Origin of the sequence: Photobacterium pectinilyticum, from assembly GCF_024357955.1 — a bacterium.
Taxonomy (GTDB): domain Bacteria; phylum Pseudomonadota; class Gammaproteobacteria; order Enterobacterales; family Vibrionaceae; genus Photobacterium; species Photobacterium pectinilyticum.
Genome location: NZ_JANEYT010000009.1, coordinates 90,222 through 114,059 on the forward strand (window position 1 = coordinate 90,222; position 23,838 = coordinate 114,059).

The window sequence follows — 23,838 nt, forward strand, 5'->3', positions numbered from 1 at the left end:
TGTCCTGATTGGTGTTAATGTAATGTAGTGTGAGGTTACAAGTTGACACATTTAGACGGGAGTGAATAGATTTCCCGGTGGGTGGGAATAGCAAAGTAAAATGACACGATCCCTGTGTACAATTACGCATTGGTATTTGGGTTTAGTTATTCGCAACCCAATATCGCTTGGCGTTTGGCCATCAGCTCTTTTGACATTGACTGGGCAGTAATACGCATACCTTTTTGTTCTAGACCGATCAGTAATTGCATTCGCAGATTCTCAGCGCGCTCTTCTAACGATTGACGTTCACCCACAGGTTTCTCCGCGGCTTTTTCGTAGCAACCAACAATGGATTTAAATAAGTGAGATTCAAAGCTGGTTTTTTCCTCCGGCTTAATAGTTTGCGATTCATTTACTTCGCCATTGGCTTTGCGGCGGTTGTAGTCTTGAATTTGGTTTTCAGCGATTAGATCGAACACACTCATAGCATTACTTTTTCTTGGGGGATAATTCGTGACCATCATAGCTTCGTTGCTTGAATAGGCACTGAAAAATGACTTGGGGAAATGTATCTAAATGTGTTTTGAGTCGGGCAGGGGTGGGTCGTATTTTTGAAGATTTGCCAACCGTTTTGCCAAAGTATGTCTTCGGAGGTAAGTGCAACACGCTTGTGTTACCCGCTAAGCTGGGTGATGACTGCGGGATATACGGTGCTGTGAAGGTTGGCAGTCAATGTAGCTAACGCTATTTATACGTCATGGATCTTGGCTGAGGAAAAAAAATGCATTTTTTTAAAAATAATGCTGTACATAAAGCGCCCAGCTGTTAATATCCCTCTCGTTCTTAGAACAAAGAGTTATTCAATGCAACATCAAGTACAAGTTAAACCTTTAGCTACTTTTACGTTATCGTACTGTATCTCACTGTTTCCCTTAGATTGAACGTAACATTAAATAATTCAGTAACCAATCATATCGCATACTGCGATTAGTTTATTAATGAATTTATAAGGGGCAGTCTATGTCTAAGTCAACTGGTATCGTTAAGTGGTTCAACGAAGAGAAAGGTTTCGGTTTCATCACTCAAGAAAACGGCGGTGCTGATGTATTCGTACACTTCCGCGCTATCGCTTCTGAAGGTTTCAAGACTCTTGCTGAAGGTCAAAAAGTTTCTTTTGACGTAGAACAAGGTCAAAAAGGCCCACAAGCTGCAAACGTTGTAGCTCTGTAAGCCGAAACTTACTTTGTGATAAAATGCTGGCTTAGGCCGGCATTTTTTATGTCTGTCATATCTGTTGCATTTTTCCTCCAATACCTGCTGTTATGTCCCCTTGTTGCGTAAATATGCAACCAACTCTTTTTCGGTAATACTTCTCTGTTTCTGTAATCAAACCCAATTTAAATCACCACATCTCGATACTCGGTCTACTTTTATGTGAAATGACTGGGGTAGGGGAAAGGGTGAGCATTCTGGTTGTTTCCCCTGCAGTTCAATGCTTTTCCAGTGATTGATAATGTTAAATTAATGTTTTAAGAAATAATTTTCGTGATCTTTGTCACGTTACGTGGCCAATTCAGTTTGGTTTGGCCAGATTTGTGTTTTATTCAATATAGAGTGAGAAGTTATTCAGTCTTACTCGTTAGTAGAGGCGCATTGCCTAACAGTAGTTTAGTGAAGGTCGACAGCCAGAGAAGCTAAATGAAAGGAGCCAATGCCGAAGCAGTACCGGTCGTCAGCCATGCTGCTGGGGTTGTTCTTAATAGGAACAGCACTGTCATCCAGACCCTGTCTGGATGGGGAGCTACCGCAATTTTTGTCATCGAACAGGTAAGTTCGTCTACCTATTTCGTACAGCCTTTGTCTACTCGCGCGTTTCTATACTCCCCCTTCTTAAATACTCAAGTCACTCCAGGCTGCTTGAAGTCGCTTGGGTATATACCTTTTTGTTTTTTAGGAGAAGTCTACGAATGGCTGATTACGGATTGTTGTCCATCGTACCCGCGGTGCTGGCATTGATACTCGCCTTTACCACTCGGCATGTTGTTTTAGCCCTTGGGGTTGCAGTGATCAGCGGCATGCTGATCTTAACCAAGGGTCATCCAGTCGATACAGCGTTGATGTTCCTGTCTGAAGGGCCATTTATTCAGCTAGCCTCGGGTAGCAACGCACAGATCATTATTGTTATTACTATCATTTCGGGCTTTATCTATCTGGTTGAACAAAGTGGCGGTATGGCGGCGTTTTCGTCCATGGCTACTCGCTATGTGTCATCGCCATTGAAAGCCCAGCTAGCCACTTGGGCAACTGGGATCGGTATCTTTTTTACTGATTCGGGAAACTCGTTGATCCTTGGCCCGATGTTCGCGCCAATCTACCAGAAGCTCAAATTGAGCAAAGAAAAACTGGCGTTCATTATCGACTCGACCTCATCACCGGTCTGTGTGCTGATCCCGATTATCAGCTGGGGGGTCTATTCGCAGGGGTTGATTGAAAATGCGTTTGATAATATGGGTCAGCAAGTCGATGGTTTTACTACTTTCCTCCAAGTTATCCCTTACCAACTCTATGCGTTGCTGACACTGTTTAGTGTGCCTGTGTATGCGGTGCTGAAAAAAGATTGGGGCCCGATGGCTGAAGCGGAACACCAAGCTCGTCAGCAGGCAGAAGTGAGTGAGCCGTCATCAGATCAAACGCAACTGGCTAAATCTGGCCGAATTTCACTGATAGTCTTGCCTCTGACGGTGTTGTTTGGCTCACTGATTGCCCTATTTACTTACAATTACCATCTGCATGGCACAATCAATGGTCCGGTGATCCGTACATCACTGGGAACCAGCTATTTGATTGCCTCGATAACGGCAATTGCTTACTACGCCTACACCAAAACTATGACCGCTTCGACAGCCTTCAACACTTTTGTGTCGGGAATGCAGCGGATCATGCTAATTTTGATTATCTTGCTATTGGCATGGACCTTGGGTGATATCTGTAAGTCTCTGGGGACTGGGGATTATATCAGCCAGGTAATGAATGACCGCCTGCCGGTATTTTTGCTGCCAGCGATGATCTTCGTTATCGGTAGTTTTATCTCGGTTGCGACAGGATCGTCGTGGGGCACTTTTGCCATTTTGATCCCAATTGCCGTACCGGTTGCCAGTGCGCTCGGTGCTGATCCGCTGATTTGTATTGGCGCAGCGCTGAGTGGCGGTATGTTGGGCGATCATTCTTCACCGATTTCAGACACGACCATTTTGAGCTCGATGTCTACCGGGTGTGATCATGTTTCCCATGTCCGTACCCAGTTCCCGTACGCCATATTAACCGGGGTGACCGCCAGTATTGGTTTTATGGTCGCTGAGATCACCCGTAGCCCGTACACCATTTTAGTGGCGGCATTAATGCAAATCGCTCTGATTGTATTGATGGTGCGTCGTCAGGCTTCAGTAAGCCCTGTTACCGTTTAAGAAGTGACGGCTTAAAAACATATTGTTTATAAAGGATTGAAAATGAATACATTATTTTGGCTGAGAGATGAAGTTAAAGTCGGTGAACACAGAACAGCGCTGACACCAACAGGAGCCAAATTACTGATTGATACTGGTGCGAAAGTGATTGTGGAACGCAGCACAACACGTATTTTTCCCAACCAAGCCTATGTCGACGTCGGCTGTGAACTGACAGATGCGCATAGTTGGACTGAAGCGCCGGATCACGCCTATATCCTTGGTTTGAAGGAATTGGCAGAAGCCGATTTTGCACTCAAGCATCAGCACATTTATTTTGCCCACGCCTTCAAGGGGCAGGATGAAGCGGTACAGATCCTATCACGATTCAATGCTGGTGGTGGTCAGATCCTTGATTTGGAGTTTCTGCAAGACGAGCTAGGCAAGCGCGTTTGTGCCTTCGGTTACTGGGCGGGTTATGTTGGTGCGGCGATGGGGTTGTCCGGTTTTATCCACCATTTACACTGTAAAGATGCGTTCGGAGCAGTGGGCAGCTATCCAGATCGTGAGCATTATTTAGCGGTGTTGGGTGAGCAGGTTGCGACCTTAGCTGAAAAGCCTAAAGTATTGGTTATCGGTCAGTACGGTCGTTGTGGCCGTGGTGCTTTGGATTTGTTTGCTGAGCTGGGTATCGACGCCGACGGTTGGGATATCGAAGAAACCAAAGCAGGCGGCCCGTTCACTGCCATCAATGACTACGACATCTTGGTTAACTGTGCTTACCTTGCTGAAGGCACTCCTCCGTTCATTACCAAGGAGAGCCTAGGTGAGAATCCACGCCTGAGCATGGTCAGTGATGTCAGCTGCGATCCGAATAACCCGGATAACCCAATTCGTATTTATAACCAATGCACTAAGCTGTCTAAGCCAATTATTAAGTCGGATGTTAGCGGTGTGTATGTACAGGCGGTGGATCACCTACCGACCGTATTGCCAAAAGAAAGCAGTGAAGATTTCGCCGGCCAGCTTCTACCTCATTTGCTGACGTTATGTCAGGGTGAAGATCCAAACGGTGTGTGGGGGCGAGCACGTGATTTCTACGTAACGGCACAGAACATTCTAAAGTAATAACCGGGGCGACTCGCCTAGGCTGAGAAATGATAGGGGATCTAAGTTTGTTAGATCCCTTTTTATTTAACGGTGAGTAAGTCACTAACAGACGACAAAGTTAGTCACAATGCTGTGTCTGGTTGAGGCAAAACTTTAGCGACCAAAGTGAGTAAGCTATGACACCTGACATCAACTCTGTTGTCCCCAAGATTAACGATTAAACGGCTAGTCTAGAGCTTTGATTCGCCCCCATGAAAGGGGGGCAGAGGGGTTATATGTGTTAACGCTATTCGAACTCGGCAAAGTCAGCTTTGCGAATTTTCGCATGAATACCTTTTGTCTTGTCGACTACTTGTGATACTGCAAAATCAGTATTGGCACTCAAGTAAGCAAGGGCAATCTCTTCACTAATCCCATAGTGGTTAACCAAGAATCTAATTGATTCACGAGTAGCGTTTTGCATAGCGATGTTTAAGTCTTCATCAAGGCCGACAGGAATCCAGAACTCTGCGGTTTCACCAACTGGAGTATCAATAAATGCACCCGGTATTGCATCAGAGCCTTCTCTCAGAATTGTCAGCTTAAATGTTGCTCGAACTGAGGCTTCTAATGCGGTTAGTGCTACCTCACCATCACCTTGCGTAAAGTGACTGTCACCCGTATAGAACATAGCGCCATCTACATTTACCCGGTAGTAGGCCGTAGTTCCTTCCACTAGGTCTTTAACGTCCAGGTTCCCACCAAAATACTGAGGAGCAACGGAATGGATAGGAAACTCTTTATCAGGTGCCACACCCATAATTCCCATAAACGGATTTAGCGGAAAGACAATATTCTTATCTCCAGACTTGAGCTTACCGAAATATTTATCGTCCTCCTTGAAGATAGGTGAAAGAATAGAAACGTTACCAAAGCGTTCAGGGTGCTCGGCGCTAGGGTTTGGTTGTGGTTTTCTCTTAGGATACTCACCGACTAGGGCTCCTTTTCCGTGTCTGTTTGAAATCACACCATATGGAACTCTTGGTTCTAGCTTAACAATGTCTACCTTCAGAACATCACCAGGTTTCGCACCTTTAATTTTAACCGGGCCTGTGACAATGTGTGGCCCATCTTTGTAGAAATCATGTTCAAGGTCAGACCCCGTAATCTGAACTGCATCTTCAAGTACATATTCCGTTGAATAGCCATGAGCACCAAAGTATTTAAGTGGATCTCTTCCTTGGTCTTCTAATAAACCTTCGTGCGAGACAGTATCAAAAACAACGGTACTCCCTGAATCTATTGTAGCGACAGGCTGTGTTAATTTATTGGGAAGATATCCCCACATGATTGTGTCTAAAGTGGACGGAATATATAAGCTTTGCGCGTATTTTCCAGACTCAATAAATGTAGGTTCATCGTAAAGTGGCTGCAGAATCTCAACACCATCCATGACCACTGCACTTGCAGAAAACGAGGCAACTAGAAGTGCTAAGCTTGAGAGTTTTTTCATTGTATCTCCATGATATTTTTAACCTTTAAATACCATAAAGCAATTACTGTGCCAGTGTTTATTTGATGCTACCTTGGAGTATCCGGGCATTTTGTAGGGTTATTTGGCTATTCCAGTCACCATATTGGTGCAAAACAAACACAAGTGCACCTGTATGTATATTTTGCACAAATATGATGATAGACAAGACTGGCCAAGCGACCTCATAAAAGTAGAACGACACCAAACAGCTCTGGACAAATGTGAGTTAATTATCTCGAACACACCTTACTGAAAACATATAGTCCTTAGAGCTAGTAGCGCGGCGAATTTCACCCTTGTGTGCATTCCACCAAGAATAGGCTAAAGTGCGAATAATCCCCTTGTTTTCGGAAGCACTGCTTGCTGTCCAAAACTCGGTGTAAGCTCCCTCAGTGATATACCAGCCGTTCCATATAACACCTGCTGGTCTTGCGAAAAAGTTGTGTTTGTTGACTAGTGATTGATCCACTTTCTTAAATGGGCCATCAGATTGTGCTTCTTTAAGTTGCAAGCCAAGATCTTGGTCACCACCTCTCCAACCTTCTTGGTGAAGCTCTTCTTCGGTCATACCAATAGTTCGCTCAAGCGTCTTCCAATCTTCATCGGTAGCGACTCGCCAGCCTTCTGGGCAAAGGTTTCTGTCATCTGCAACGTCATACCAGTTGTAGAGTCGTCCATACTTCAACAAGTTATCTTCATCATCTTTTGGTATTGCGCCTGATCTGACATCAGAGCCATCTTGGAATTTGGTGCTTCTTAATCCTTCTGCTAACCAAACCTGATCACCTATCGTCACGGTTCGATAGATATTACCTTCCGTGTCCTGCACAGTATCAGTATCTTCCAGTTGGTATAGCGTTTTGTTGGTGTCATTAGCTGAGGTTGTAGCAGCAAGAACCATACTGACTCCTATAGATAAAATGAGCTTTTTCACGACAAGTGACCCTTCGTTGACGTTGTGAGATTACTATATCTATCACCCTGTATCTAAACTAGGCGAGATACTCTTAAAAAAGTGCCTATTTATATCAGTAGTGCATTTCGAGTTGCTTGTTTGAACTTGCGATGGAAAACTGTACGGCTCATACCGACCAAAGAAGCTAGCTCATCAATTGTTACGTTCTTGCTATGGTTAAGTGATAGGTACTCAATCGATTTGGCGATTTCGTTCCCGATACCAAATGCTCTCCTTGCTGAGATACCTGCATCGCCCTTCAATTTTTTGCTTCAATAATCAAATTGGTACAAATAGGCATTTTTTAGAGACTAATTCGCCTATTTATACAACTTTGTGAGAGATATAGTTAAATCCACTTAAAGATACTCCCACGAACAGCGGAGCTGGCTTTGAGTTGCAGCGACGCATTGAATCTGCGGGTAAACAAGTCGAGGTGCATGTTTGTCACCTTGGCGCTTCACGCCCCAATTTGTTGATGGATAATGCAAGTACGCTTAACAAGGTAATGTGGTCAATCATGTCTCGTATTATTGCTCAATCTGCAGAGTGAGGGGCATGACCAGAGATGATGTGTGCAACAGATCAAAACCTACCAACTATAAAGCTATATGGCCCGACAAAGCGTGCTAATAGCTTAGGCCCTGTTGGTGAAAATAAACTAGACGATGCGCGGTAGATAAAGAAATGGCTTATCAGCTATGGGGCTTATCGTTAGATAAAACGTCACTAGAGTGTGTTCTATAATTCATGGGTGTTAAAAAATTGAGGTTAAAGAGCCTGATATTATCCGTAACAGCAGCCAGCTTAATGGCTTGTTCTTCTCCAAATGTTTATGAAGACCTTAATGCGTCTACAGCAATGGAGCGCGGCGAACATGAGCTAGGGGTTGCTTTTGGCGGTGGTGGTGTACGTGGGTTCATGCATCTCGGGGTACTTAAAGCACTCGAAGAAGAGGGGATAAGACCTGATGTAGTTAGCGGCACATCCGCAGGTTCAATCGCTGCAACGCTATATGCATCAGGAATGACCCTAGCGGAGATGAAAACAACCATCGATGAGGTTGGAATGTCGGAAATTGCTGACTTTGTTGTTTCTACAAAAGGTTTAGTCAACGGTAAGAGACTATCAGAATGGATTAACTCTCAAGTCGAGTACGATGATCTTGCGGCCATGCCGATTCCTGTCGCTGTAACAGCAACGAATCTAACCACCCAAGAGACAATCATGATTCGTTCTGGGAATCCGGGGCATGCTGTGCAAACCTCATCAACGATCCCGGGTGCATTTATACCTGTGCAGAATCAGGGCAATATATTGGTTGATGGAGGCGTATTTAGCGTAGTACCGGTATACACCGCAAGAGACTTGGGAGCTGAAAAGGTTATCGCTATTGATATTTATTGTCACAACCAAACCGCTCCAGAAATCTCCGCTAGCAAGATTACTCTCGCTGCTTTTCGAATGCAGAGTTGTCGTTTGTCTCAAGATGAGTTGAATAGTGCTGATGTTGTTATAGCTCCTAAATTTGAGCCGAACAGCAGCGGAGCATTTGATGAAAAAGCACAGGCGATCGAAGCTGGATACCTTGCAACAAAAGAAGTGATGCCGCAGATAAAAGCACTACTCGTGAAATAGCTTACATTTTGGGTTATACCGCTTCAGCGGTATCACATCGCTGGACAAAGTTAGACCGAAGGACAAAAAGGCTAAAGGGTTGGATATGTTTTAATTTTTTATTAATTTGTAATCAGTGACTTAACCATGATGGTTTTGATTATGGCTTTGACCTCCATTGTGGTAAATAACACATCGAACAACACCCACTATTGGCTGTTATTCGTGGCATTGTGATGAGGGTACTAACAGCAATATGGATAATCAGGGGTAAGGTAAACGTGAAGACATTCCGTTAAGCCGAGCCCCCCAGAACTGGGGGGCGCCGAGGAACTCGGTGTACAGACTTTTTTAAATAAGCAACAGCTTGGCGGTTCCGAGGAAGGCAAAGAAACCCACCACATCGGTTACCGTGGTGAGGATCACTGAGCCTGCCAGTGCCGGGTCAAGTTTAAGCTTGTCGAGTACCACCGGGATCACAACACCGAACAGCGCTGCTGTAATGATATTAACCACAATGCCGACCGAAATAATGGCGCCGATAATCGGTGATTGGAACCATAAACCGGCCATCAGGCCGATCAAAACTGCCCATAGCACGCCGTTGATAAAGCCTATTCCCAATTCATTGCGCAGTAATGAGCGACGGTTACCGGCGGTAACCTGATTCAGCGCCATACCCCGGATCATCAGGGTCAGGGTCTGGCTGCCAGCAATCCCTCCCATTGAGGCGACAATCGGCATAAGGATCGCAAGGGCCACGACCTGGGCGATCACATCTTCGAACAGGCTGATGGTCATAGAAGCCAGTACCGCGGTGATAAGGTTGATACCTAGCCATACTGCACGCTTCTTGGCACTTTTGGTGATTGGGGCGAATAAGTCATCCTCTTCACTCATACCAGCATTGGCCATCAAGGTACTCTCATAGCTTTCACGCATCAGTTCGAGGGCGAGATGGGTATCGATTTCGCCAATCAAGGCAAAGTTTTCATCAACGATCGGTAAGCTAAATTGTTGGCTATGCTCTACGGCTTCTACCGCTTCGGTGAGAGAAGCGCCATCTTCTAAGACTGGCGTGTCGGTATCGGCCAGGCTGCTCAGTATGGTGAGCGGCTCTGCCTCGACCAATTGTTGATAATTGACTTTACCGACAAACTTAGTGTCACGGGTAACGACGTAAATTGAAGCCGGATATTGGTAGCCATAGCGCTCCAGCAAAATTTTTGCGCGTTTGGCCGAGATCCCCTGCGGCAGTGAAAGCACCTTGGGGTTGGCATAACGACCGATCTGATCGTCATCGTATTGGTTGGCCCGATCAAACAGCTCGATGTCTTCTTTGCTGAGCTTTTCAACCGCCCGATCAATGATATTTTCCGGTAGTGAGTCAGCCCACTCAATCAACGAAAGGTTGTCGAGTTTATCGAGTACCAAATCTAATTCGGCATCGCTCAATGACTGGATTACCCATTCCCGGGTGTCGCCGCGCATTGCAGTAAGGACATCGACATGATCATTGAGGGGTAACTGACGCCAGAGCTCCATACGTTGATCGAGTGGCAGAGCCTCTAACAAGGTCGCGAATGCGCCGGCTTCTAGCTGTTGGAGCTCGGGTTCATTGAAAATTTGACGTTGTTCGTCGGTATCTGCGGCAGAGATACGCTCAATGAGCAGGCTTAAGTCTATGGTGTTGCTCATGCAGGTTTCCTTGTTGCAAACGCAAGCAGCCAGCTAAAGGTTGGGCTTGTTGTTTTTATCGTAATAGAGGGGGAGCCCCTCGTAGCTTGGGTATAGAGTATGGTTTTCATTTTTGTCGGTCAATTGTGATATCGCTAACTGTCGCTATTATGAAATCAGGTTAGTTTAATATTGAGTGAGTGGTTAGTTACTGGCGAGGAGAAGACGGATGGATAAACAGCAAGTTCCTGAAGCGTTATACGATGATGCCTTGGCGTATTTCGGCGACCGTGAAAAAGCCGACGATTGGCTGCACACGGAAAATATCGCCCTGGGTTTGGTTTCACCGGCGAGCCTATGTAAATCTGAATCGGGAAGAGCGGAAGTCAAAGAACTGCTTCGCCGTTTGAAGGCCGGTGATACTGTTTGAACCCACTATGGCTTAAATGTCCTTAGCCTCTGTCAGTGGCGAGCATTACCTATTGATACTCGCCATTCTGTGGCTGGATGCTTGAACGAGATTGACATCGCGAGTAGCGCCAAGCTGAATTCATAGCCACCGGCCATCAGGTAGCCGGGCTCCAGACCGACGAAGACCATCCACTGACCAGTGCCTTCTAGCCCATCGCCGCCGAACCAACCGAGTATTCATTCGCTTTTTCTCCAGTCGGTGAATGGGGTAGAGAGAGGGGAGTAACATCCGACCAGTCTCAAATATGGGAAATGAACTACTATTAATGTAGCCGTGCCAGTATTGGTTAAGGAAGATGTGGCTATGATGGATACAGATACAATGTTTACCTGTATCTACTTGCTAGAATTTGACTCGCTAATTGTGTCTTACTTTGGACACTTGCAAATTTCGCTCAGCCTCGGCTGGGCATTTTTATTTCTGCCCATTATGATTTCAGCCTTTTGTATTTTCCACAGCCGCTATCGTTTTTCTATTGCCTGAACTGAGCGTCTTAATTGTTTCTTAGCTTACCCTAATTGGTATTGTTGCGAATTGCTTTGCGGGTAAAGCCGTGACTTTCGGTCAGCAGCGATGATGCCTCTGTTGCATCGACACCAGCTAAAAGCATCACAATCGCCGTCTTGCAGTGGCCGTCACAAGTATTGAGTGCTTCAACGGCCTGCTCTCGGCTACAGTCTGTGGCAGCCATGACGATGTTCTTTTGGCGTTCGACCAACTTGGCGTTAGTTGCTTCGACATCCACCATTAAATTGCCATATACCTTACCGGTTCTGATCATCGCACCGGTGGTAAGCATATTGAGGATCAGCTTTTGTGCTGTACCAGCCTTCAAGCGTGATGAGCCGGTGACGACTTCCGGTCCGACAACCGGTGTGATAGCTATATCTGCCGATTGACCCATAGGGCTTTGTGGATTACAGCTGATGCAAGCAACCGTTGCGCCAACAGATTTTGCATAGTCCATGGCGCCGAGTACATAGGGAGTCCGGCCGCTGGCTGCAATGCCAACCAACACATCTTTGCGACTAAAGTTAATCGCCTGCAGATCGCCTGCCCCCATTTCACGGTTATCTTCGGCATTTTCGACCGCCTTGAGAATAGCTTTATGGCCACCTGCGATAAGCCCAACCACTTGCTCCGGCTTGCTGCCAAAGGTTGGCGGGCATTCACTGGCATCCAGAATGCCTAATCGACCAGAGGTACCTGCGCCGCTATAAATCAGTCTGCCACCTTGCATGAAGGCATCAGCAATGGCATCAACCGCGCGGGCGATTTCAGGCAGTACCGCTTCGACGGCAAGCGCGACCTTTTGATCTTCTTGATTGATGACGTTTAACATATCAATGGTTGATAGCGTATCAATCTCTGCGCTGGCGCTGTTACGGCTTTCAGTCACCATCTTGGTCAAATCAATTTTCATTCTGGGGTCCGTTTCAATGAGGTATCACTATTTTATGTTATCGCAAAGTCTAGAGCGAGGAATTAGGTGGAGATTGCCTGCTGCTGGAGCTATCCAGCAGCACTGTATCTTCGCTATAGCCAAATTCTCACGTGCTATCAAAAAGCTAGCTCAAATCTCTATTCCTCTGTGCCATAATTAGCCATTGCTGATTTTGGCTATATTTTTTTGGGTAACGACAATGGATAATCAAAAACGGATGCGTGCCATACTGGGCGTTTCAATGGGGCTCGCATTGAGTGGGTGCAGTACCAATTACGTCGATAGCTACGTTGCTGCCAATGATTGGCAATCGCTGGGTGAGCAAGATGCACTTAAAGGTCATCGGGTTAGGGAACTGTCATCGTTGGTTGACGGTGATCTATTGGCGGCGCAACAAAAATACAGTACGGGTTATGAGATTGGTCGCGTAGAGTTCTGTGATATTGATAAGGCATGGCAACTAGGAAAATCAGGTCAAAACTATTTTGGTATTTGCGATGGCATGCCTGATGGTGGCGAATTTAGGCAGCAATATAATTATGGCCACGATGCTTTCGTTATAGAGATGGAGCGCGAGAGCTCATCAGACGGATTTGGTTTTGGCTATTAAAGACCTTGATTGATTAGCTGCGAATAGATTAGAAAAGCCCTTCATTAACGTTATTTATAATAGATAATATGAAGGTTTTTTTATGTTTAAAAGAAAATGATTATTCCATTTGATCTTGTTTAGCACATTTTCATTCCTTTTTTACTGTGATTTTTTCTTTTAATTATATGATTATATTGATTTTATTTTTGCTTATGCATTTGGTGCATCTAGAAAATGAAAAGAATTCATTTTAATCATGTATTGGTTTGTCATAAGATTCAATCATCAAGTGCACATCGAAAAAGTGCCAGTCTAAATATTAATGAAATACATTTAACCTGTATTTTATAGATCGTAAAAGTTTATTTATTAAAAGCTTTGAACCTTGAAATTTCATCTTTTTTTTCTTTTGAAAAATATACATCACAGAAAACTATTATTGTTAGGTATTTAATATGACTATTCCTACTACTGAAATGCTTCAAGCGTGGAAAGGTTTTACTGCTGGCGATTGGCAGACTGAGGTCAACACCCGTGATTTCATTCAGGCTAACTATACACCTTATGAAGGTGATGAATCTTTTCTTGCAGAGGCAACAGAAGCAACGGTAACGCTTTGGAATAATGTCTTAGAAGGGATCAAAGAGGAAAGCCGCACACATGCGCCGGTTGACTTTGATACTGACTTACCATCGACTATTATTTCGCACGATGCTGGCTACATCAATAAAGAGTTGGAAACGATTGTTGGTCTACAAACCGATAAGCCTCTCAAGCGTGCCATTATTGCCAACGGTGGTATCCGTATGGTGAAAACCTCATGCGAAGTCTATGGTCGAGAGTTAGATCCTGGGGTTGAAAAAACCTTCACCGAATACCGCAAGACGCATAACAAAGCCTGTTTTGATCTGTATACCAAAGATATCTTAGCGTGCCGTAAATCCGGCATCATTACTGGTTTACCAGATGCCTATGGTCGTGGACGTATCATTGGTGATTACCGCCGTCTTGCCCTATATGGTATTGATTTCCTGAAAGCGGACAAACAAGCGCAGCTGAAATCAACCCAAGCCTTTTTAGAGCAAGGCCAAGATTTAGAAAAAACACTGCGCTTACGAGAAGAACTGGCTGATCAGATCCAAGCCTTGGAAGACATCCGCACCATGGGGTTAAAATACGGCATTGATATGTCTGTTCCTGCATGCTCTGCTCAGGAAGCTATCCAATTTACGTATTTCGGCTATCTGGCTGCTGTAAAATCGCAAAACGGCGCAGCAATGTCCCTTGGCCGTACCTCCACTTTCCTTGATGTTTACATCGAGAGAGATATGGCCAATGGTGTATTGAGTGAGTCACAGGCTCAGGAGCTCGTCGATCATTTCATTATGAAGCTGCGCATGGTGCGTTTCCTTCGTACGCCAGATTACGATTCGCTATTCTCTGGTGACCCAATCTGGGCGACAGAAGCGATGGCGGGAATGGGTGTCGACGGACGTACATTGGTTAGCAAAACCACCTTCCGTTACCTGCATACGCTGTACAACATGGGACCGGCGCCAGAACCTAACATGACGGTGCTTTGGTCTGAGCAACTACCTGAAGGGTTTAAAAAATATGCTGCTAAGGTGTCTATTGATACATCATCTCTGCAGTATGAAAATGATGATTTGATGCGCCCTGACTTTAATAATGATGACTATGCCATCGCATGTTGTGTTAGCCCGCAGATCGTTGGTAAAGACATGCAGTTTTTTGGTGCCCGCGCTAATTTGGCAAAAGCACTGCTTTATACTATCAATGGCGGTATTGATGAAAAGTCAAAAGCTCAGGTGGGCCCGAAACAATCTCCGATTGCCGATGATGTATTGGATTTCGACACCCTTATGCCACGTTTCGATGCCATGCTCGATTGGCTCGCAACGCAGTATGTGACAGCGTTGAATATTATCCACTACTCGCATGACCGCTACAGCTATGAAGCGTCACTGATGGCACTGATGGACAGAGATGTTAAACGCACAATGGCTTGTGGTATTGCTGGCTTGTCGGTGGTTGCAGACTCCCTTGCTGCGATTAAGTTTGCCAAGGTGACACCGATCCGTGACAACGATGGTCTAGCGATTGATTTTGATATTGACGGCGATTATCCGACGTTTGGGAACAACGACTCTCGGGTTGATGACATTGCCTGTGATCTCGTTGAGCGCTTCATGAAGAAAATTCAGAAGATGAGTATGTACCGTGAAGCGACGCCAACGCAGTCAATTCTGACTATCACATCCAATGTGGTTTACGGTAAGAAGACCGGTAATACCCCAGACGGCCGCCGTGCAGGTATGCCGTTTGGTCCCGGTGCCAACCCAATGCATGGCCGAGATCAGAAGGGGGCGGTGGCTTCGCTGACCTCGGTGTCGAAACTGCCGTTTGCCTTCGCCAAAGACGGTATCTCATATACCTTCTCGATTGTGCCAAATGCACTGGGTAAAAATAGCGAGACCCAGAAGCAAAACTTGGCAGCGTTGATGGATGGCTATTTCCACCATGAAACGGGAGAGCATGGGGTAGGCGTTGAAGGTGGGCAGCACCTGAACGTTAACGTGATGAACTGTGACATGTTGTTAGATGCTGTCGAGCACCCTGAAAAATACCCACAGCTAACGATTCGTGTATCGGGGTATGCGGTCCGTTTCAACTCGCTGACCAAAGAGCAGCAGCAGGATGTGATAACCCGTACCTTTACCGAAAAAATGTAAGTGCTCAAGGAGCATTGCTGAAATATAACAAGCTGTGACTACCTAGCTACTTGTTAGCAAAACTTGGCCTGCCTCCGTGCAGGCCTTTTTTATCTTTATCTTCCAAGAGCGAAACCTGTTTCACCTTGCGGTGGGGCTGTGCAGCGGATGTTACTGGGAGATTTTCTGTATAAGTGTTATTGACCTGTCTAAGGCTTTATAGTTTAAGCTCACGACTTTATTCCATAGGGCCGCGCCATGTATCGAATTTCAGAACTAGCAGAGCAAGTCGGTCTTTCGCGATCTACCTTACTGTACTACGAGAAGCTGGGGCTGATTGCCGGAAAGCGACTCGACAATGGCTATCGCAGTTACAGCGAGCGGGATCTCCAACGCTTGCGGCTGTTGCAACAACTGCAAGCAGGTGGGCTAACTCTTAAGGAGTGTCAAGCATGCCTAGAAGCGAAAGTCGATCGCCAGTTACTGCTTAACCGAATGCAACAGCTGGATGATGAGATCGCCCACAAACAGCAATCTCGGGATCTACTGGCTGCGATGCTGGGTGAATCGGATATGACAGCATGGCATCAGTCGTTGGAGCTGACTGCCCCTGACGCCCATTTGGATTGGTTAATGAAACAAGGCTTTGATGAGAAACAAGCCTTGAGACTGAAGTGGTTATCAAAAGATCATGAATACACACGAACAATACATGGCAGACTTTAATACTATCTTTGACGGTTTGGATCGCTGGGGGCCGGGAACTGAGGCGGAAACCATCAAGGCGTTCAAGTTGCTTCCATCGATACCGCAAACGGTGCTGGAAATTGGTTGCGGTAAGGGTATTACAACTACCGTACTGGCTAAACAATCTGATGCCGTGATTACTGCGATCGACAACCATGAAGATGCACTAAGCAAGTTGCGCGAGCGAGCCACTGAGACAGGTGTTGCAGATAAAGTCATTACCCAGTGTGCCAGTATGACTGACTTGCCATTTGACGATGCCAGCTTTGATGTTATCTGGGCCGAGGGCTCTGCCTATATTATGGGAGTGAACAAAGCTTTCAAACAGTGGCGTCCGTTGCTAAAAGATAAAGGCGTATTGGTGCTCAGTGATTTGGTGTGGCATACCGAGACACCAAGCGCAGAAAGGTTGGCGTTCTGGCAGAAAGAATACCCAGACATGACCACGGTTGAGGTGCGGATCAAGCAGGCACAAGAGGCCGGTTACCACGTGATCGATAACTTTACCCTGAGCGATAAGGCGTGGCAGGCGTATTTCTTGCCACTTCAGCAGCGGATCAATGATCTGAAAGAGACGATGGCTGAGTCACAGGCACTCAAAGATATTCAAACTGAGTTGGATATTTACCATCAGGGCTTTGAGCAATTCGGCTACCAGGTGTTTATTTTAGGTAGATTTGAATAATTACCCCTTCACAGTTTCACTTTACTGTTAATGGCATGGCTCCCAATCAGTGATATAAATTTCATTGTATTGTTTTCATTGTGAATACGGGACCTTATGTACAAGCAGCTTACAGAAGAAAACCGCTTGCAAATTTGGGCATTGCGGAAAGAAGGCAAGAACCAATCACAGATCTCGCGGATATTAAATATTCATCGCTCGACTGTTAGTAGGGAGCTGGCTCGTAACTCTGGCCCTTATGGTTATGAGCCACAACTTGCCAATAAAATGGCAAGGTATCGGAAACAGTTTCATCAACAGGTGACTGAGAAGCAATATGAAGAGTTGGTTATCAAGCTCAATCAGATGGGGCTGAATAAAGAACAATGCCAGCGTTTCATCCTCCATTACCACCCCGAACTTGATATGGAGCAACTGGAAAACCTGATTGTTTCTTATGGCCAGTAATGAAATTAAGGTTGGAAATGAGATAGCGATCTCATGTTGCACTTGCCCCTTGGGAGGCTGAGCGTTGTGATTAACCGCTGGTGTTGCACTTGCCCTAAAAGGCTAATCAGTATTGAGCTTTCTTACCGTCAATGTTGTTGCACTTGCTAAAACCTTATTTGTATTTACCGTTGTTGCACTTGCCTATTAGCAATGTTGGTTTTTAGTTAAAGTGTTGATTTTAATGGGCTTTTAAACTGATTGTTTAGGTGAGGGATATCACGTTATTTCATTTGTAACCTCTCTATATTTGATTTGTCCGATAGCTTTACCAGCTATGAATCAATGGAGGTTAAGATGAAAAAGTTTAATCATGTCGGGATCCCGTCGCCAGTAGAGCACTCCGGTGAATCTTTTAATCCTGATATTAGCCTTTATACAACAGATTTTGAAAAGAGTGAGAACCGTATTGAATGGTTGCGCTTCTTGGATAACAGTCCGTTGCCAGAGGTACTAAAGAATACCGCACACGTGGCTTATGAAGTTGATGACCTTGATAAAGCGATTGAAGGCAAGGAAATACTACTTGAGCCGTTTAGCCCGAATGAGTCTTTGCGCGTCGCATTTATTATGGAAGACGAAGCGCCCGTTGAACTGATGCAGTACTGCTAATATCACCGCATAAAAGGATATCGACTATGAAGAAGTTTATTAATAACCCTGAGAATATCACTTCTGAGTTGCTACAAGGATTTGCATTGAGTTACCCCAACCAAGTGCGAGTGGTAGAGGATAAAATCGTTACACGTGCGGTGCCTAAAGACCAAGATAAAGTGGCCATTGTGACCCTTGGTGGTGCTGGCCATGAACCTGCTTTAAGTGGTTTTGTGGGTGAGGGGATGCTCGATTTTTCTGTGGTTGGGGACGTATTTGCCGCACCCGGAGCACCGAAGGTCTTTGAGGCACTCAAATTAGCCAACCGTCCTGCTGGTGTGCTCTTTGTTGTGTTGAACCATGAAGGGGACGTCATGGCCGCCAATATGGCGATGGAAATGGCAAAGCGTGAGAATATCAATGTCAAAATGCTGCTGACCCACGAAGATATCAGTGCCGGATTGAACACCGATATCAAAGATCGGCGGGGTTTGGTGGGGTGTGTCCCGGTGTATAAAATTGCTGGAGCTGCTGCCGAAGCCGGGCTCTCCCTTGATGAAGTATACCGGATTGCCAATTCATTTAACGAGAATATGGCGACCTTGGCTGTTGCAATGAGTAATGCGACCCATCCGCAGTCGGGTATGGCGATAGGTGATCTTCCTGACGATGAAATGGAAATCGGTATGGGCCAGCATGGCGAAGGTGGCGGCGGCAGAATGAAAATTCGCTCGGCCGATGACACCGCTAATATCATGTTAGATCAACTGTGTGCGGCGATTGATGCTCAGCCGGGAGACGACTTGATGCTGATGATTAATGGCACTGGGGCAACGACCTTGATGGAGATGTTTATAGTCAGCCGTGCTTGCCATATCAAGCTGAAAGAAGCGGGTATTACAATCAGCCGTAGCAAGATTGATGAATTGCTAACCGTGCAGGAGATGGCTGGTTTCCAAATGTGTATCGCTAAATTCGATCCAGAAATCCTCTCTTATTGGGATCGGCCGTGTAACACCCCATACTGGTGTCAATACTAACCAGAGCAATGTCTTTGTGCCAGGTAAGATACCTGGCACTTCATTGAATAATAACCAGACGTGTATCGAAAGGTGCAGGGGATCATTTGGCCTGAAAAAGGTGACATAAATGAAGACGTTTAATCAAAAGTTATTATTTAGCATGTTGTTATCTGCTGCGAAGGACATTCGTGAATCTGTGCCGCTGTTGAATGATTTAGATGGCAAAACGGGTGACGGAGACCATGGCACTACCATGCTAAGGGTATCTCAATGCATTGATAAAGCATTGGCAAATAGCAGCGATCCAGATTGGCAGAAAACCATAGATGACATGGGCTGGTCCATCATGAGTCAAGATGGAGGCTCTGCCGGCATGTTAATTGGCAATCTGTTCTGCGGCTTGGCTACGGGTCTTAATGAACCGGAACTCACACCGCAGCAAACGGCGACAGCCTTCAGGAAGGGGCTTGATAAGCTCGCTTATTTCAGCGGCGCGAAAGCTGGCGATAAAACCATGTTGGATGCGCTTATCCCAGCGGTTGAAGTGATGGAACAATTGGCATTGGATTCTGAGGATATCGCTGCGATGTTTTTGAGTGCGGCAAAGGCCTCAAAAAGCGGGGCTGAGAAGACCAAGCAGATGAAACCAGTGCGGGGCAGGGCTAAAAATATGGGGGAAAAAGCCATTGGGTTTGTTGATCCGGGGGCAACCAGTATTTCGATCCTGTTCAATTCTTTTTCCAATCAGATAAACGTCATGAATAAGGAAGAGTGTTATGGCTGACAAAGATGGAATGGTACTGGCGAAAGAATATGGCTTGGATTGTCCTCCGGTGAAAGAGGCTTTCCATATCAAGGGCATGGATCATGTTGATTGGGGAATGAAAGATCGGCTTAGCCGTATTTTCCGCCCCGATACCGGTAAAACGGTCATGCTAGCCTTTGATCATGGCTACATTATGGGGGCAACGGCCGGGCTGGAGCGTTTAGACTTGTCTATCAACCCTTTGGCCCCATATGCAGATGCCCTGATGGCGACCCGTGGAGCGCTCAGAACCTGTATACAGCCCAACCACAATAAACCGGTGATCCTCCGTGCCACTGCGGGGAGCACGGTGCTCAAAGATGATATGAGCTGGGAAGTGTCCGGTGTCGATATTGATGATGCGGTGCGGATCAATGCCTCTTGTCTTGCTGTACAAGCATTTGTCGGTGCTAATGGTGAGTGCCGCAGCTTGGAAAATATTGTTCGCACCGTCGATAGTGGCGCTCGTTACGGTATTCCGACTATGGGGGTTACGGCGGTGGGCAAGGAGATGGAGCGTACTCCTCGTTATTTCATGCTGGCGACCCGAGTGCTGGCGGAATTAGGTGCCCATATTGTCAAAACGTATTATTGCGATGACTTTGAAAAGGTCACGGCTGCCTGCCCTGTTCCTATTGTTGTCGCTGGTGGCAAGAAAACCTCGGAAATGGACGCCTTGCACCTGACTTATAAGGCAATCCAAGACGGTGCTGCTGGGGTTGATATGGGGCGTAATGTGTTCCAGTCGGATTGTCCGGTTGGCATGCTCCGAGCTATCAGTGCGATTGTCCATGATGGGTTGACACCACCGCAGGGGTTTGACCTATACCAATCAGTGAAAAGCCAGTTGGCATAAGGAGAATACGCTATGAACTGGAGTAAGTTTATTGTTATCCCGATTATGGTTGCGACTTTAGCGTTTACTATTCAAGGGCTCGATCAGGTATTGGCTGGGCTCATGCCCGTGGCCGATAATGTAGGGTTTGGCTGGATAGCCTTTATCTCCTGGGCCATGTACTTCATGGCGGGTTGTACCTTGGAAGGTGGGAAAAAGGTCTTTTGCAACTATGTGACCGGTATTGTCGCGTCAGTTGCGATTATGCTGCTAGGCGGGGCATTGGGAGGCTTAGGGTTCTTTGCTTTCCCTGTTGCGGTATTCGTTGTGGTGATCCCTTGCATCTGTCTGGAGCGCATTCCGCCGTTTGATTTTGTGCCAGCGTTGTTTGTTGGGGCTGGTATCTTCTTTGGCTTCATGTCTTATGTGCCGGGAGCAACTTTTGCGACTGCAGCAATCACCGAGTTGGTATATTGCGTCATCGGCCTTGGCTATGGTTGGATGACTGTCACTCTTAGGGGTAAATACGAAGCATCACTGCAAGACTCTACAGAGAAAGCCTCGGTGGAGCACCCATCGACCTAATACTAACATGGTAAATGTTGGGATTAGGATGCCAGTTAACTTGTCATTGTCGGATAAGTTAACTGGTTTTTTCAGCAAGTTTTTTTATCGTTAATGTTCGTTGCTGAAGCTGTAGTGGATGAAGCCTGCTGCTCCAGAGATAAGAGTGGCGAGTGAAAAAATAATAAATCCCATACGTTTCTCCTTTCAAGCTCATTACGCTATATAACTTGAAACCATCATGTCATATCAGGCTCAGATTCGGTAAGGCCTAGTTATCACTTTTTGATAGATCTATCAGCGATGGTTCGTTCCAGTTCACAGAACCGACATTTTCTACTGAGCGTGGTGGGGCTTTTTGCCTTTTCGTGGGGCATTATTTTGACTGGTGGCAAAATAATGAAGTTATCCTGCTGCCCGTCAATGATTCGATGATTTATACCAATCTGGATAAGTAGTTGCTTTATAGATTGCGCAGGAAAAATTATTGTTATCAAGGCGGAGGTTGCAGTAACTAGTGGCTCTAATTACCAAACCTCTAACGCAGCTAACTGCGATTTTAACCAGCAATATTGATCAAATACTTATGTAGGTTGGTATTACTAGGGGAATTGAATCGAAAATAAGGACGTAGCCAAAAAGGCCAGCGCAAATGCAACTGGCCTTCCTTTGGGTCATTAGCCCTGCGAAGAAGGGATTAACACAAAGTTACCCACATGCTTCTTCTCGAGAAACGCCTGTTGTGCGGCGGTAATCTCTTCAAGTGGGAAGGTCTTGGCTAGTAATGGCTGGATTTCGCCCCTTTCGATATAGCCTATTAAGTTAGGGAAAACGGGGTCATCCCAAGCGGTCGTACCGATAAGGGTGATGTCCTTGAGGTACATATCCCGCATGTCTAAGTCGACCACAGGGCCTGCAATGGCGCCGGAAGAAACCAGTCGTCCACCGCGTTTGAGTACCTTTAGCATGGTTGGGAATTGTTTGCCCGCGACATTATCGACGACTAAATCGACACTGTTTTCGCCCAGTAGGCTGATGAGATCATCGTTACGATCCAGTAGTAGATCAACGGCCAATTTTTCCAGTTGCGGATGCTTATCACGGCTGGCAATGGCGATAATCTTAGCACCTCGCCTTTTGGCTAGCTGAATGGCTGCCGATCCAACACCGCCGGATGCTCCCGCGATCAGGACTGTTTCACCTTCAACTAGGTTGGCGCGGTGAAGCATGTTTTCTGCAGTACCATAAGCACACGGAATCGTGGCAAGCTCTGCATCAGACCATTCACACTCTATAGCAAATGCGTGCTTGGCTTTGACCTTGGTAAATTGGGCAAAGGCACCATTGAAATCCGAACCCAGCCAGACATTATCGAAACCTTCTCCTCTCTGGCAAGGGCGCAAAAGAACACGCTTTCCAACCAAGTGACGATGGGAGTTATCAGCAGCAGAAACGACAGTGCCACAGCAGTCTGTACCCTGAATGAGTGGGAAAGGGGTGGACTTATTCCAGCCGCCATCACTCTTTTGTTGTTGGCTAGGTGATGCGCTATCTGACGTGTTATTGGTTGAGTCGGTGATAGAGGATGAATACCAGCCTAAACGGGTGTTGATTTCGGTATTGTTCATCCCCGCAGCATGGACTTGCACCAATACTTCGTCATGCTCAAGGGGTGGCAATGCCACATCTTTGTAAACCAACTGTTCATAGCCGCCTTGTCCAACGGTAACAATGGCTTTCATCCATTTTGGTTCCATGTGTTTTGCTCCTAGCGATCTCTCAATATTGACTAGCAAGAGAGTATCCGAGTTCGTTTATTTGTGCATGTATATTTAATACCAACCTACATAAATATTTGATCAGTCTTGCAGGTTAAAATCGCTGTTCTCTGCGTTAGATATTTTGTAATTAGAGCAACTAGTTACTGCAGTATCTGCCTTGATAACAACGATTTTTCCAGTGCAAATACTTGATCAACGACTTATCCAGATTGGTCCATTATTTTTATTGGTGATCGTTTGCTCAGTGTGATCGGTAATCTAATCTGCACCTTTTGACGTACAAGGGTGGTGTACGTATGGATGAGGTTTATATGCTGACGATATTTTTTGATGGCTCATGCCCACTCTGCGCAAAGGAAATGGCGACCTTGAAGCAGTATGACTCTCGCGATGTAATTCTGCTAGAAGATATCCAGCAGCCAGATTTTTCCGAGCGATTTCCAGCCGTTGACCCAAATGCTGCAATGCAGATCTTGCATGGTCAGTTAGAAGGTAAAGCTGTGTATGGGTTGGATGTGACGTACCATGCGTGGCGATTAGTTGGCAAAAAATGGCGGGTGGCTTTTTTGCGCTGGTGGTGGATTAAACCGTTTGCCGATAGGGCATACTTGTTTTTTGCCAAACATCGTCAGCTAATTTCTTCGCTATTGGCGCGCAAATCCCGCTGTGACAGCAACGCTTGCTCCAAGTAGGTTGCCAAGTTATCCGTAGTGGGTAATGGCAATGGTTTTTTGCAGACCGGTCTCGGTTTCCAGTTCAAATTGGATGAGTGATATAACAAC

At 46.0% G+C, this 23,838-nt stretch carries 22 protein-coding genes, 2 pseudogenes and 1 riboswitch; of the genes and pseudogenes, 16 read left to right on the plus strand and 8 right to left on the minus strand.

Features of this window, described 5'->3' with window-relative positions:
• Positions 1–146: 146 nt before the first annotated feature.
• Positions 147–467 (minus strand): hypothetical protein, encoded by a 321-nt coding sequence (locus NHN17_RS06195; protein WP_255041266.1) that lies wholly within the window; start codon positions 465–467, stop codon positions 147–149.
• Between the two features lie 535 nt (positions 468–1,002).
• Here NHN17_RS06195 and cspE point away from each other — a divergent pair.
• From cspE to NHN17_RS06210, 3 genes are all read left to right on the plus strand, one after another.
• The gene (gene cspE, locus NHN17_RS06200; RefSeq protein WP_107349178.1) at positions 1,003–1,212 is read left to right on the plus strand and encodes a transcription antiterminator/RNA stability regulator CspE; all 210 of its coding nucleotides are present in this window, start codon (positions 1,003–1,005) and stop codon (positions 1,210–1,212) included.
• A 405-nt stretch (positions 1,213–1,617) separates the two neighbouring features.
• Positions 1,618–1,794: riboswitch (Lysine riboswitch) on the plus strand.
• 155 nt (positions 1,795–1,949) lie between these two features.
• Complete coding sequence (locus NHN17_RS06205; protein WP_255041268.1) at positions 1,950–3,446, plus strand: Na+/H+ antiporter NhaC family protein; 1,497 nt, start codon at positions 1,950–1,952, stop codon at positions 3,444–3,446.
• Between the two features lie 42 nt (positions 3,447–3,488).
• Positions 3,489–4,553: a saccharopine dehydrogenase gene (locus NHN17_RS06210; protein WP_255041269.1), complete on the plus strand. Its 1,065-nt coding sequence runs from the start codon at positions 3,489–3,491 to the stop codon at positions 4,551–4,553.
• 268 nt (positions 4,554–4,821) lie between these two features.
• On the opposite strand, the gene NHN17_RS06215 is transcribed toward NHN17_RS06210, so the two are convergent.
• The 3 genes from NHN17_RS06215 to NHN17_RS06225 all read right to left on the minus strand — a co-directional run bounded on the left by NHN17_RS06215 (position 4,822) and on the right by NHN17_RS06225 (position 7,266).
• Positions 4,822–6,027, minus strand: coding sequence for an acetamidase/formamidase family protein (locus NHN17_RS06215; RefSeq protein ID WP_255041270.1), 1,206 nt, complete (start codon positions 6,025–6,027; stop codon positions 4,822–4,824).
• A gap of 247 nt (positions 6,028–6,274) precedes the next feature.
• Positions 6,275–6,949, minus strand: a complete 675-nt coding sequence (locus tag NHN17_RS06220; protein ID WP_255041271.1) for a fibrobacter succinogenes major paralogous domain-containing protein — start codon at positions 6,947–6,949, stop codon at positions 6,275–6,277.
• Between the two features lie 122 nt (positions 6,950–7,071).
• Positions 7,072–7,266, minus strand: coding sequence for a helix-turn-helix transcriptional regulator (locus tag NHN17_RS06225; RefSeq protein ID WP_255041273.1), 195 nt, complete (start codon positions 7,264–7,266; stop codon positions 7,072–7,074).
• 487 nt (positions 7,267–7,753) lie between these two features.
• Here NHN17_RS06225 and NHN17_RS06230 point away from each other — a divergent pair, with 487 nt between their 5' ends.
• On the plus strand, positions 7,754–8,641 hold the full coding sequence (locus tag NHN17_RS06230) for a patatin-like phospholipase family protein (RefSeq protein WP_255041275.1): 888 nt from the start codon (positions 7,754–7,756) through the stop codon (positions 8,639–8,641).
• Positions 8,642–8,971: 330 nt separating this feature from the next.
• Here NHN17_RS06230 and NHN17_RS06235 read toward each other — a convergent pair whose 3' ends face one another.
• Positions 8,972–10,318, minus strand: coding sequence for a magnesium transporter (locus tag NHN17_RS06235; RefSeq protein WP_255041277.1), 1,347 nt, complete (start codon positions 10,316–10,318; stop codon positions 8,972–8,974).
• A 208-nt stretch (positions 10,319–10,526) separates the two neighbouring features.
• On the opposite strand from NHN17_RS06235, the gene NHN17_RS06240 reads away from it, so the two are divergent.
• Complete coding sequence (locus tag NHN17_RS06240; protein WP_255041278.1) at positions 10,527–10,727, plus strand: MbcA/ParS/Xre antitoxin family protein; 201 nt, start codon at positions 10,527–10,529, stop codon at positions 10,725–10,727.
• Between the two features lie 101 nt (positions 10,728–10,828).
• On the opposite strand, the pseudogene NHN17_RS26030 reads toward NHN17_RS06240, so the two are convergent.
• Positions 10,829–10,945 (minus strand): annotated as a pseudogene (locus tag NHN17_RS26030) (DoxX family protein); the annotation flags it as partial.
• A 127-nt stretch (positions 10,946–11,072) separates the two neighbouring features.
• On the opposite strand from NHN17_RS26030, the gene NHN17_RS06250 reads away from it, so the two are divergent.
• Entirely contained in the window at positions 11,073–11,252 is a 180-nt protein-coding gene (locus NHN17_RS06250) for a hypothetical protein (RefSeq protein WP_255041280.1), read from the plus strand.
• 31 nt (positions 11,253–11,283) lie between these two features.
• Here the strand turns inward: NHN17_RS06250 and murQ are convergent, their stop codons facing one another.
• Entirely contained in the window at positions 11,284–12,192 is a 909-nt protein-coding gene (murQ, locus tag NHN17_RS06255) for an N-acetylmuramic acid 6-phosphate etherase (protein ID WP_255041282.1), read from the minus strand.
• Positions 12,193–12,412: 220 nt separating this feature from the next.
• Here murQ and NHN17_RS06260 point away from each other — a divergent pair, with 220 nt between their 5' ends.
• From NHN17_RS06260 to NHN17_RS06300, 9 genes and pseudogenes are all read left to right on the plus strand, one after another.
• Complete coding sequence (locus NHN17_RS06260; RefSeq protein ID WP_255041283.1) at positions 12,413–12,823, plus strand: DUF2799 domain-containing protein; 411 nt, start codon at positions 12,413–12,415, stop codon at positions 12,821–12,823.
• Positions 12,824–13,260: 437 nt separating this feature from the next.
• Positions 13,261–15,558: a formate C-acetyltransferase gene (gene pflB / locus NHN17_RS06265; protein WP_255041284.1), complete on the plus strand. Its 2,298-nt coding sequence runs from the start codon at positions 13,261–13,263 to the stop codon at positions 15,556–15,558.
• A 237-nt stretch (positions 15,559–15,795) separates the two neighbouring features.
• Positions 15,796–16,969: pseudogene (locus NHN17_RS06270) on the plus strand (MerR family transcriptional regulator).
• A 96-nt stretch (positions 16,970–17,065) separates the two neighbouring features.
• Complete coding sequence (locus tag NHN17_RS06275; protein ID WP_255041285.1) at positions 17,066–17,416, plus strand: helix-turn-helix domain-containing protein; 351 nt, start codon at positions 17,066–17,068, stop codon at positions 17,414–17,416.
• Between the two features lie 336 nt (positions 17,417–17,752).
• Complete coding sequence (locus tag NHN17_RS06280) at positions 17,753–18,067, plus strand: VOC family protein (RefSeq protein WP_255041286.1); 315 nt, start codon at positions 17,753–17,755, stop codon at positions 18,065–18,067.
• A 26-nt stretch (positions 18,068–18,093) separates the two neighbouring features.
• On the plus strand, positions 18,094–19,089 hold the full coding sequence (locus NHN17_RS06285; RefSeq protein WP_255041287.1) for a dihydroxyacetone kinase subunit DhaK: 996 nt from the start codon (positions 18,094–18,096) through the stop codon (positions 19,087–19,089).
• A 109-nt stretch (positions 19,090–19,198) separates the two neighbouring features.
• Positions 19,199–19,855, plus strand: a complete 657-nt coding sequence (locus NHN17_RS06290; protein ID WP_255041288.1) for a dihydroxyacetone kinase subunit L — start codon at positions 19,199–19,201, stop codon at positions 19,853–19,855.
• Positions 19,848–20,732 carry a 3-hydroxy-5-phosphonooxypentane-2,4-dione thiolase gene (gene lsrF, locus NHN17_RS06295; protein WP_255041289.1) on the plus strand — a complete coding sequence of 295 codons (885 nt, stop codon included), beginning with the start codon at positions 19,848–19,850 and terminating at the stop codon, positions 20,730–20,732. Before NHN17_RS06290 ends, lsrF begins: the two co-directional genes overlap by 8 nt.
• Before the next feature lie 12 nt (positions 20,733–20,744).
• On the plus strand, positions 20,745–21,296 hold the full coding sequence (locus NHN17_RS06300; RefSeq protein WP_255041291.1) for a DUF1097 domain-containing protein: 552 nt from the start codon (positions 20,745–20,747) through the stop codon (positions 21,294–21,296).
• 656 nt (positions 21,297–21,952) lie between these two features.
• Here the strand turns inward: NHN17_RS06300 and NHN17_RS06305 are convergent.
• Positions 21,953–23,032, minus strand: a complete 1,080-nt coding sequence (locus NHN17_RS06305; RefSeq protein ID WP_255041292.1) for an alcohol dehydrogenase family protein — start codon at positions 23,030–23,032, stop codon at positions 21,953–21,955.
• Positions 23,033–23,352: 320 nt separating this feature from the next.
• Between NHN17_RS06305 and NHN17_RS06310 the strand changes: the two genes are divergently transcribed.
• On the plus strand, positions 23,353–23,748 hold the full coding sequence (locus NHN17_RS06310) for a thiol-disulfide oxidoreductase DCC family protein (RefSeq protein ID WP_255041294.1): 396 nt from the start codon (positions 23,353–23,355) through the stop codon (positions 23,746–23,748).
• Positions 23,749–23,838: the final 90 nt, after the last annotated feature.

Bases quoted from the DNA above. Each gene is read 5' to 3' on its own strand.
- NHN17_RS06195 (WP_255041266.1), bottom strand. From the start codon at position 467: ATGAGTGTGTTCGATCTAATCGCTGAAAACCAAATTCAAGACTACAAC.
- cspE (WP_107349178.1), top strand. From the start codon at position 1,003: ATGTCTAAGTCAACTGGTATCGTTAAGTGGTTCAACGAAGAGAAAGGT.
- NHN17_RS06205 (WP_255041268.1), top strand. From the start codon at position 1,950: ATGGCTGATTACGGATTGTTGTCCATCGTACCCGCGGTGCTGGCATTG.
- NHN17_RS06210 (WP_255041269.1), top strand. From the start codon at position 3,489: ATGAATACATTATTTTGGCTGAGAGATGAAGTTAAAGTCGGTGAACAC.
- NHN17_RS06215 (WP_255041270.1), bottom strand. From the start codon at position 6,027: ATGAAAAAACTCTCAAGCTTAGCACTTCTAGTTGCCTCGTTTTCTGCA.
- NHN17_RS06220 (WP_255041271.1), bottom strand. From the start codon at position 6,949: ATGGTTCTTGCTGCTACAACCTCAGCTAATGACACCAACAAAACGCTA.
- NHN17_RS06230 (WP_255041275.1), top strand. From the start codon at position 7,754: ATGGGTGTTAAAAAATTGAGGTTAAAGAGCCTGATATTATCCGTAACA.
- NHN17_RS06235 (WP_255041277.1), bottom strand. From the start codon at position 10,318: ATGAGCAACACCATAGACTTAAGCCTGCTCATTGAGCGTATCTCTGCC.
- NHN17_RS06240 (WP_255041278.1), top strand. From the start codon at position 10,527: ATGGATAAACAGCAAGTTCCTGAAGCGTTATACGATGATGCCTTGGCG.
- NHN17_RS06250 (WP_255041280.1), top strand. From the start codon at position 11,073: ATGATGGATACAGATACAATGTTTACCTGTATCTACTTGCTAGAATTT.
- murQ (WP_255041282.1), bottom strand. From the start codon at position 12,192: ATGAAAATTGATTTGACCAAGATGGTGACTGAAAGCCGTAACAGCGCC.
- NHN17_RS06260 (WP_255041283.1), top strand. From the start codon at position 12,413: ATGGATAATCAAAAACGGATGCGTGCCATACTGGGCGTTTCAATGGGG.
- pflB (WP_255041284.1), top strand. From the start codon at position 13,261: ATGACTATTCCTACTACTGAAATGCTTCAAGCGTGGAAAGGTTTTACT.
- NHN17_RS06275 (WP_255041285.1), top strand. From the start codon at position 17,066: ATGTACAAGCAGCTTACAGAAGAAAACCGCTTGCAAATTTGGGCATTG.
- NHN17_RS06280 (WP_255041286.1), top strand. From the start codon at position 17,753: ATGAAAAAGTTTAATCATGTCGGGATCCCGTCGCCAGTAGAGCACTCC.
- NHN17_RS06285 (WP_255041287.1), top strand. From the start codon at position 18,094: ATGAAGAAGTTTATTAATAACCCTGAGAATATCACTTCTGAGTTGCTA.
- NHN17_RS06290 (WP_255041288.1), top strand. From the start codon at position 19,199: ATGAAGACGTTTAATCAAAAGTTATTATTTAGCATGTTGTTATCTGCT.
- lsrF (WP_255041289.1), top strand. From the start codon at position 19,848: ATGGCTGACAAAGATGGAATGGTACTGGCGAAAGAATATGGCTTGGAT.
- NHN17_RS06300 (WP_255041291.1), top strand. From the start codon at position 20,745: ATGAACTGGAGTAAGTTTATTGTTATCCCGATTATGGTTGCGACTTTA.
- NHN17_RS06305 (WP_255041292.1), bottom strand. From the start codon at position 23,032: ATGGAACCAAAATGGATGAAAGCCATTGTTACCGTTGGACAAGGCGGC.
- NHN17_RS06310 (WP_255041294.1), top strand. From the start codon at position 23,353: ATGGATGAGGTTTATATGCTGACGATATTTTTTGATGGCTCATGCCCA.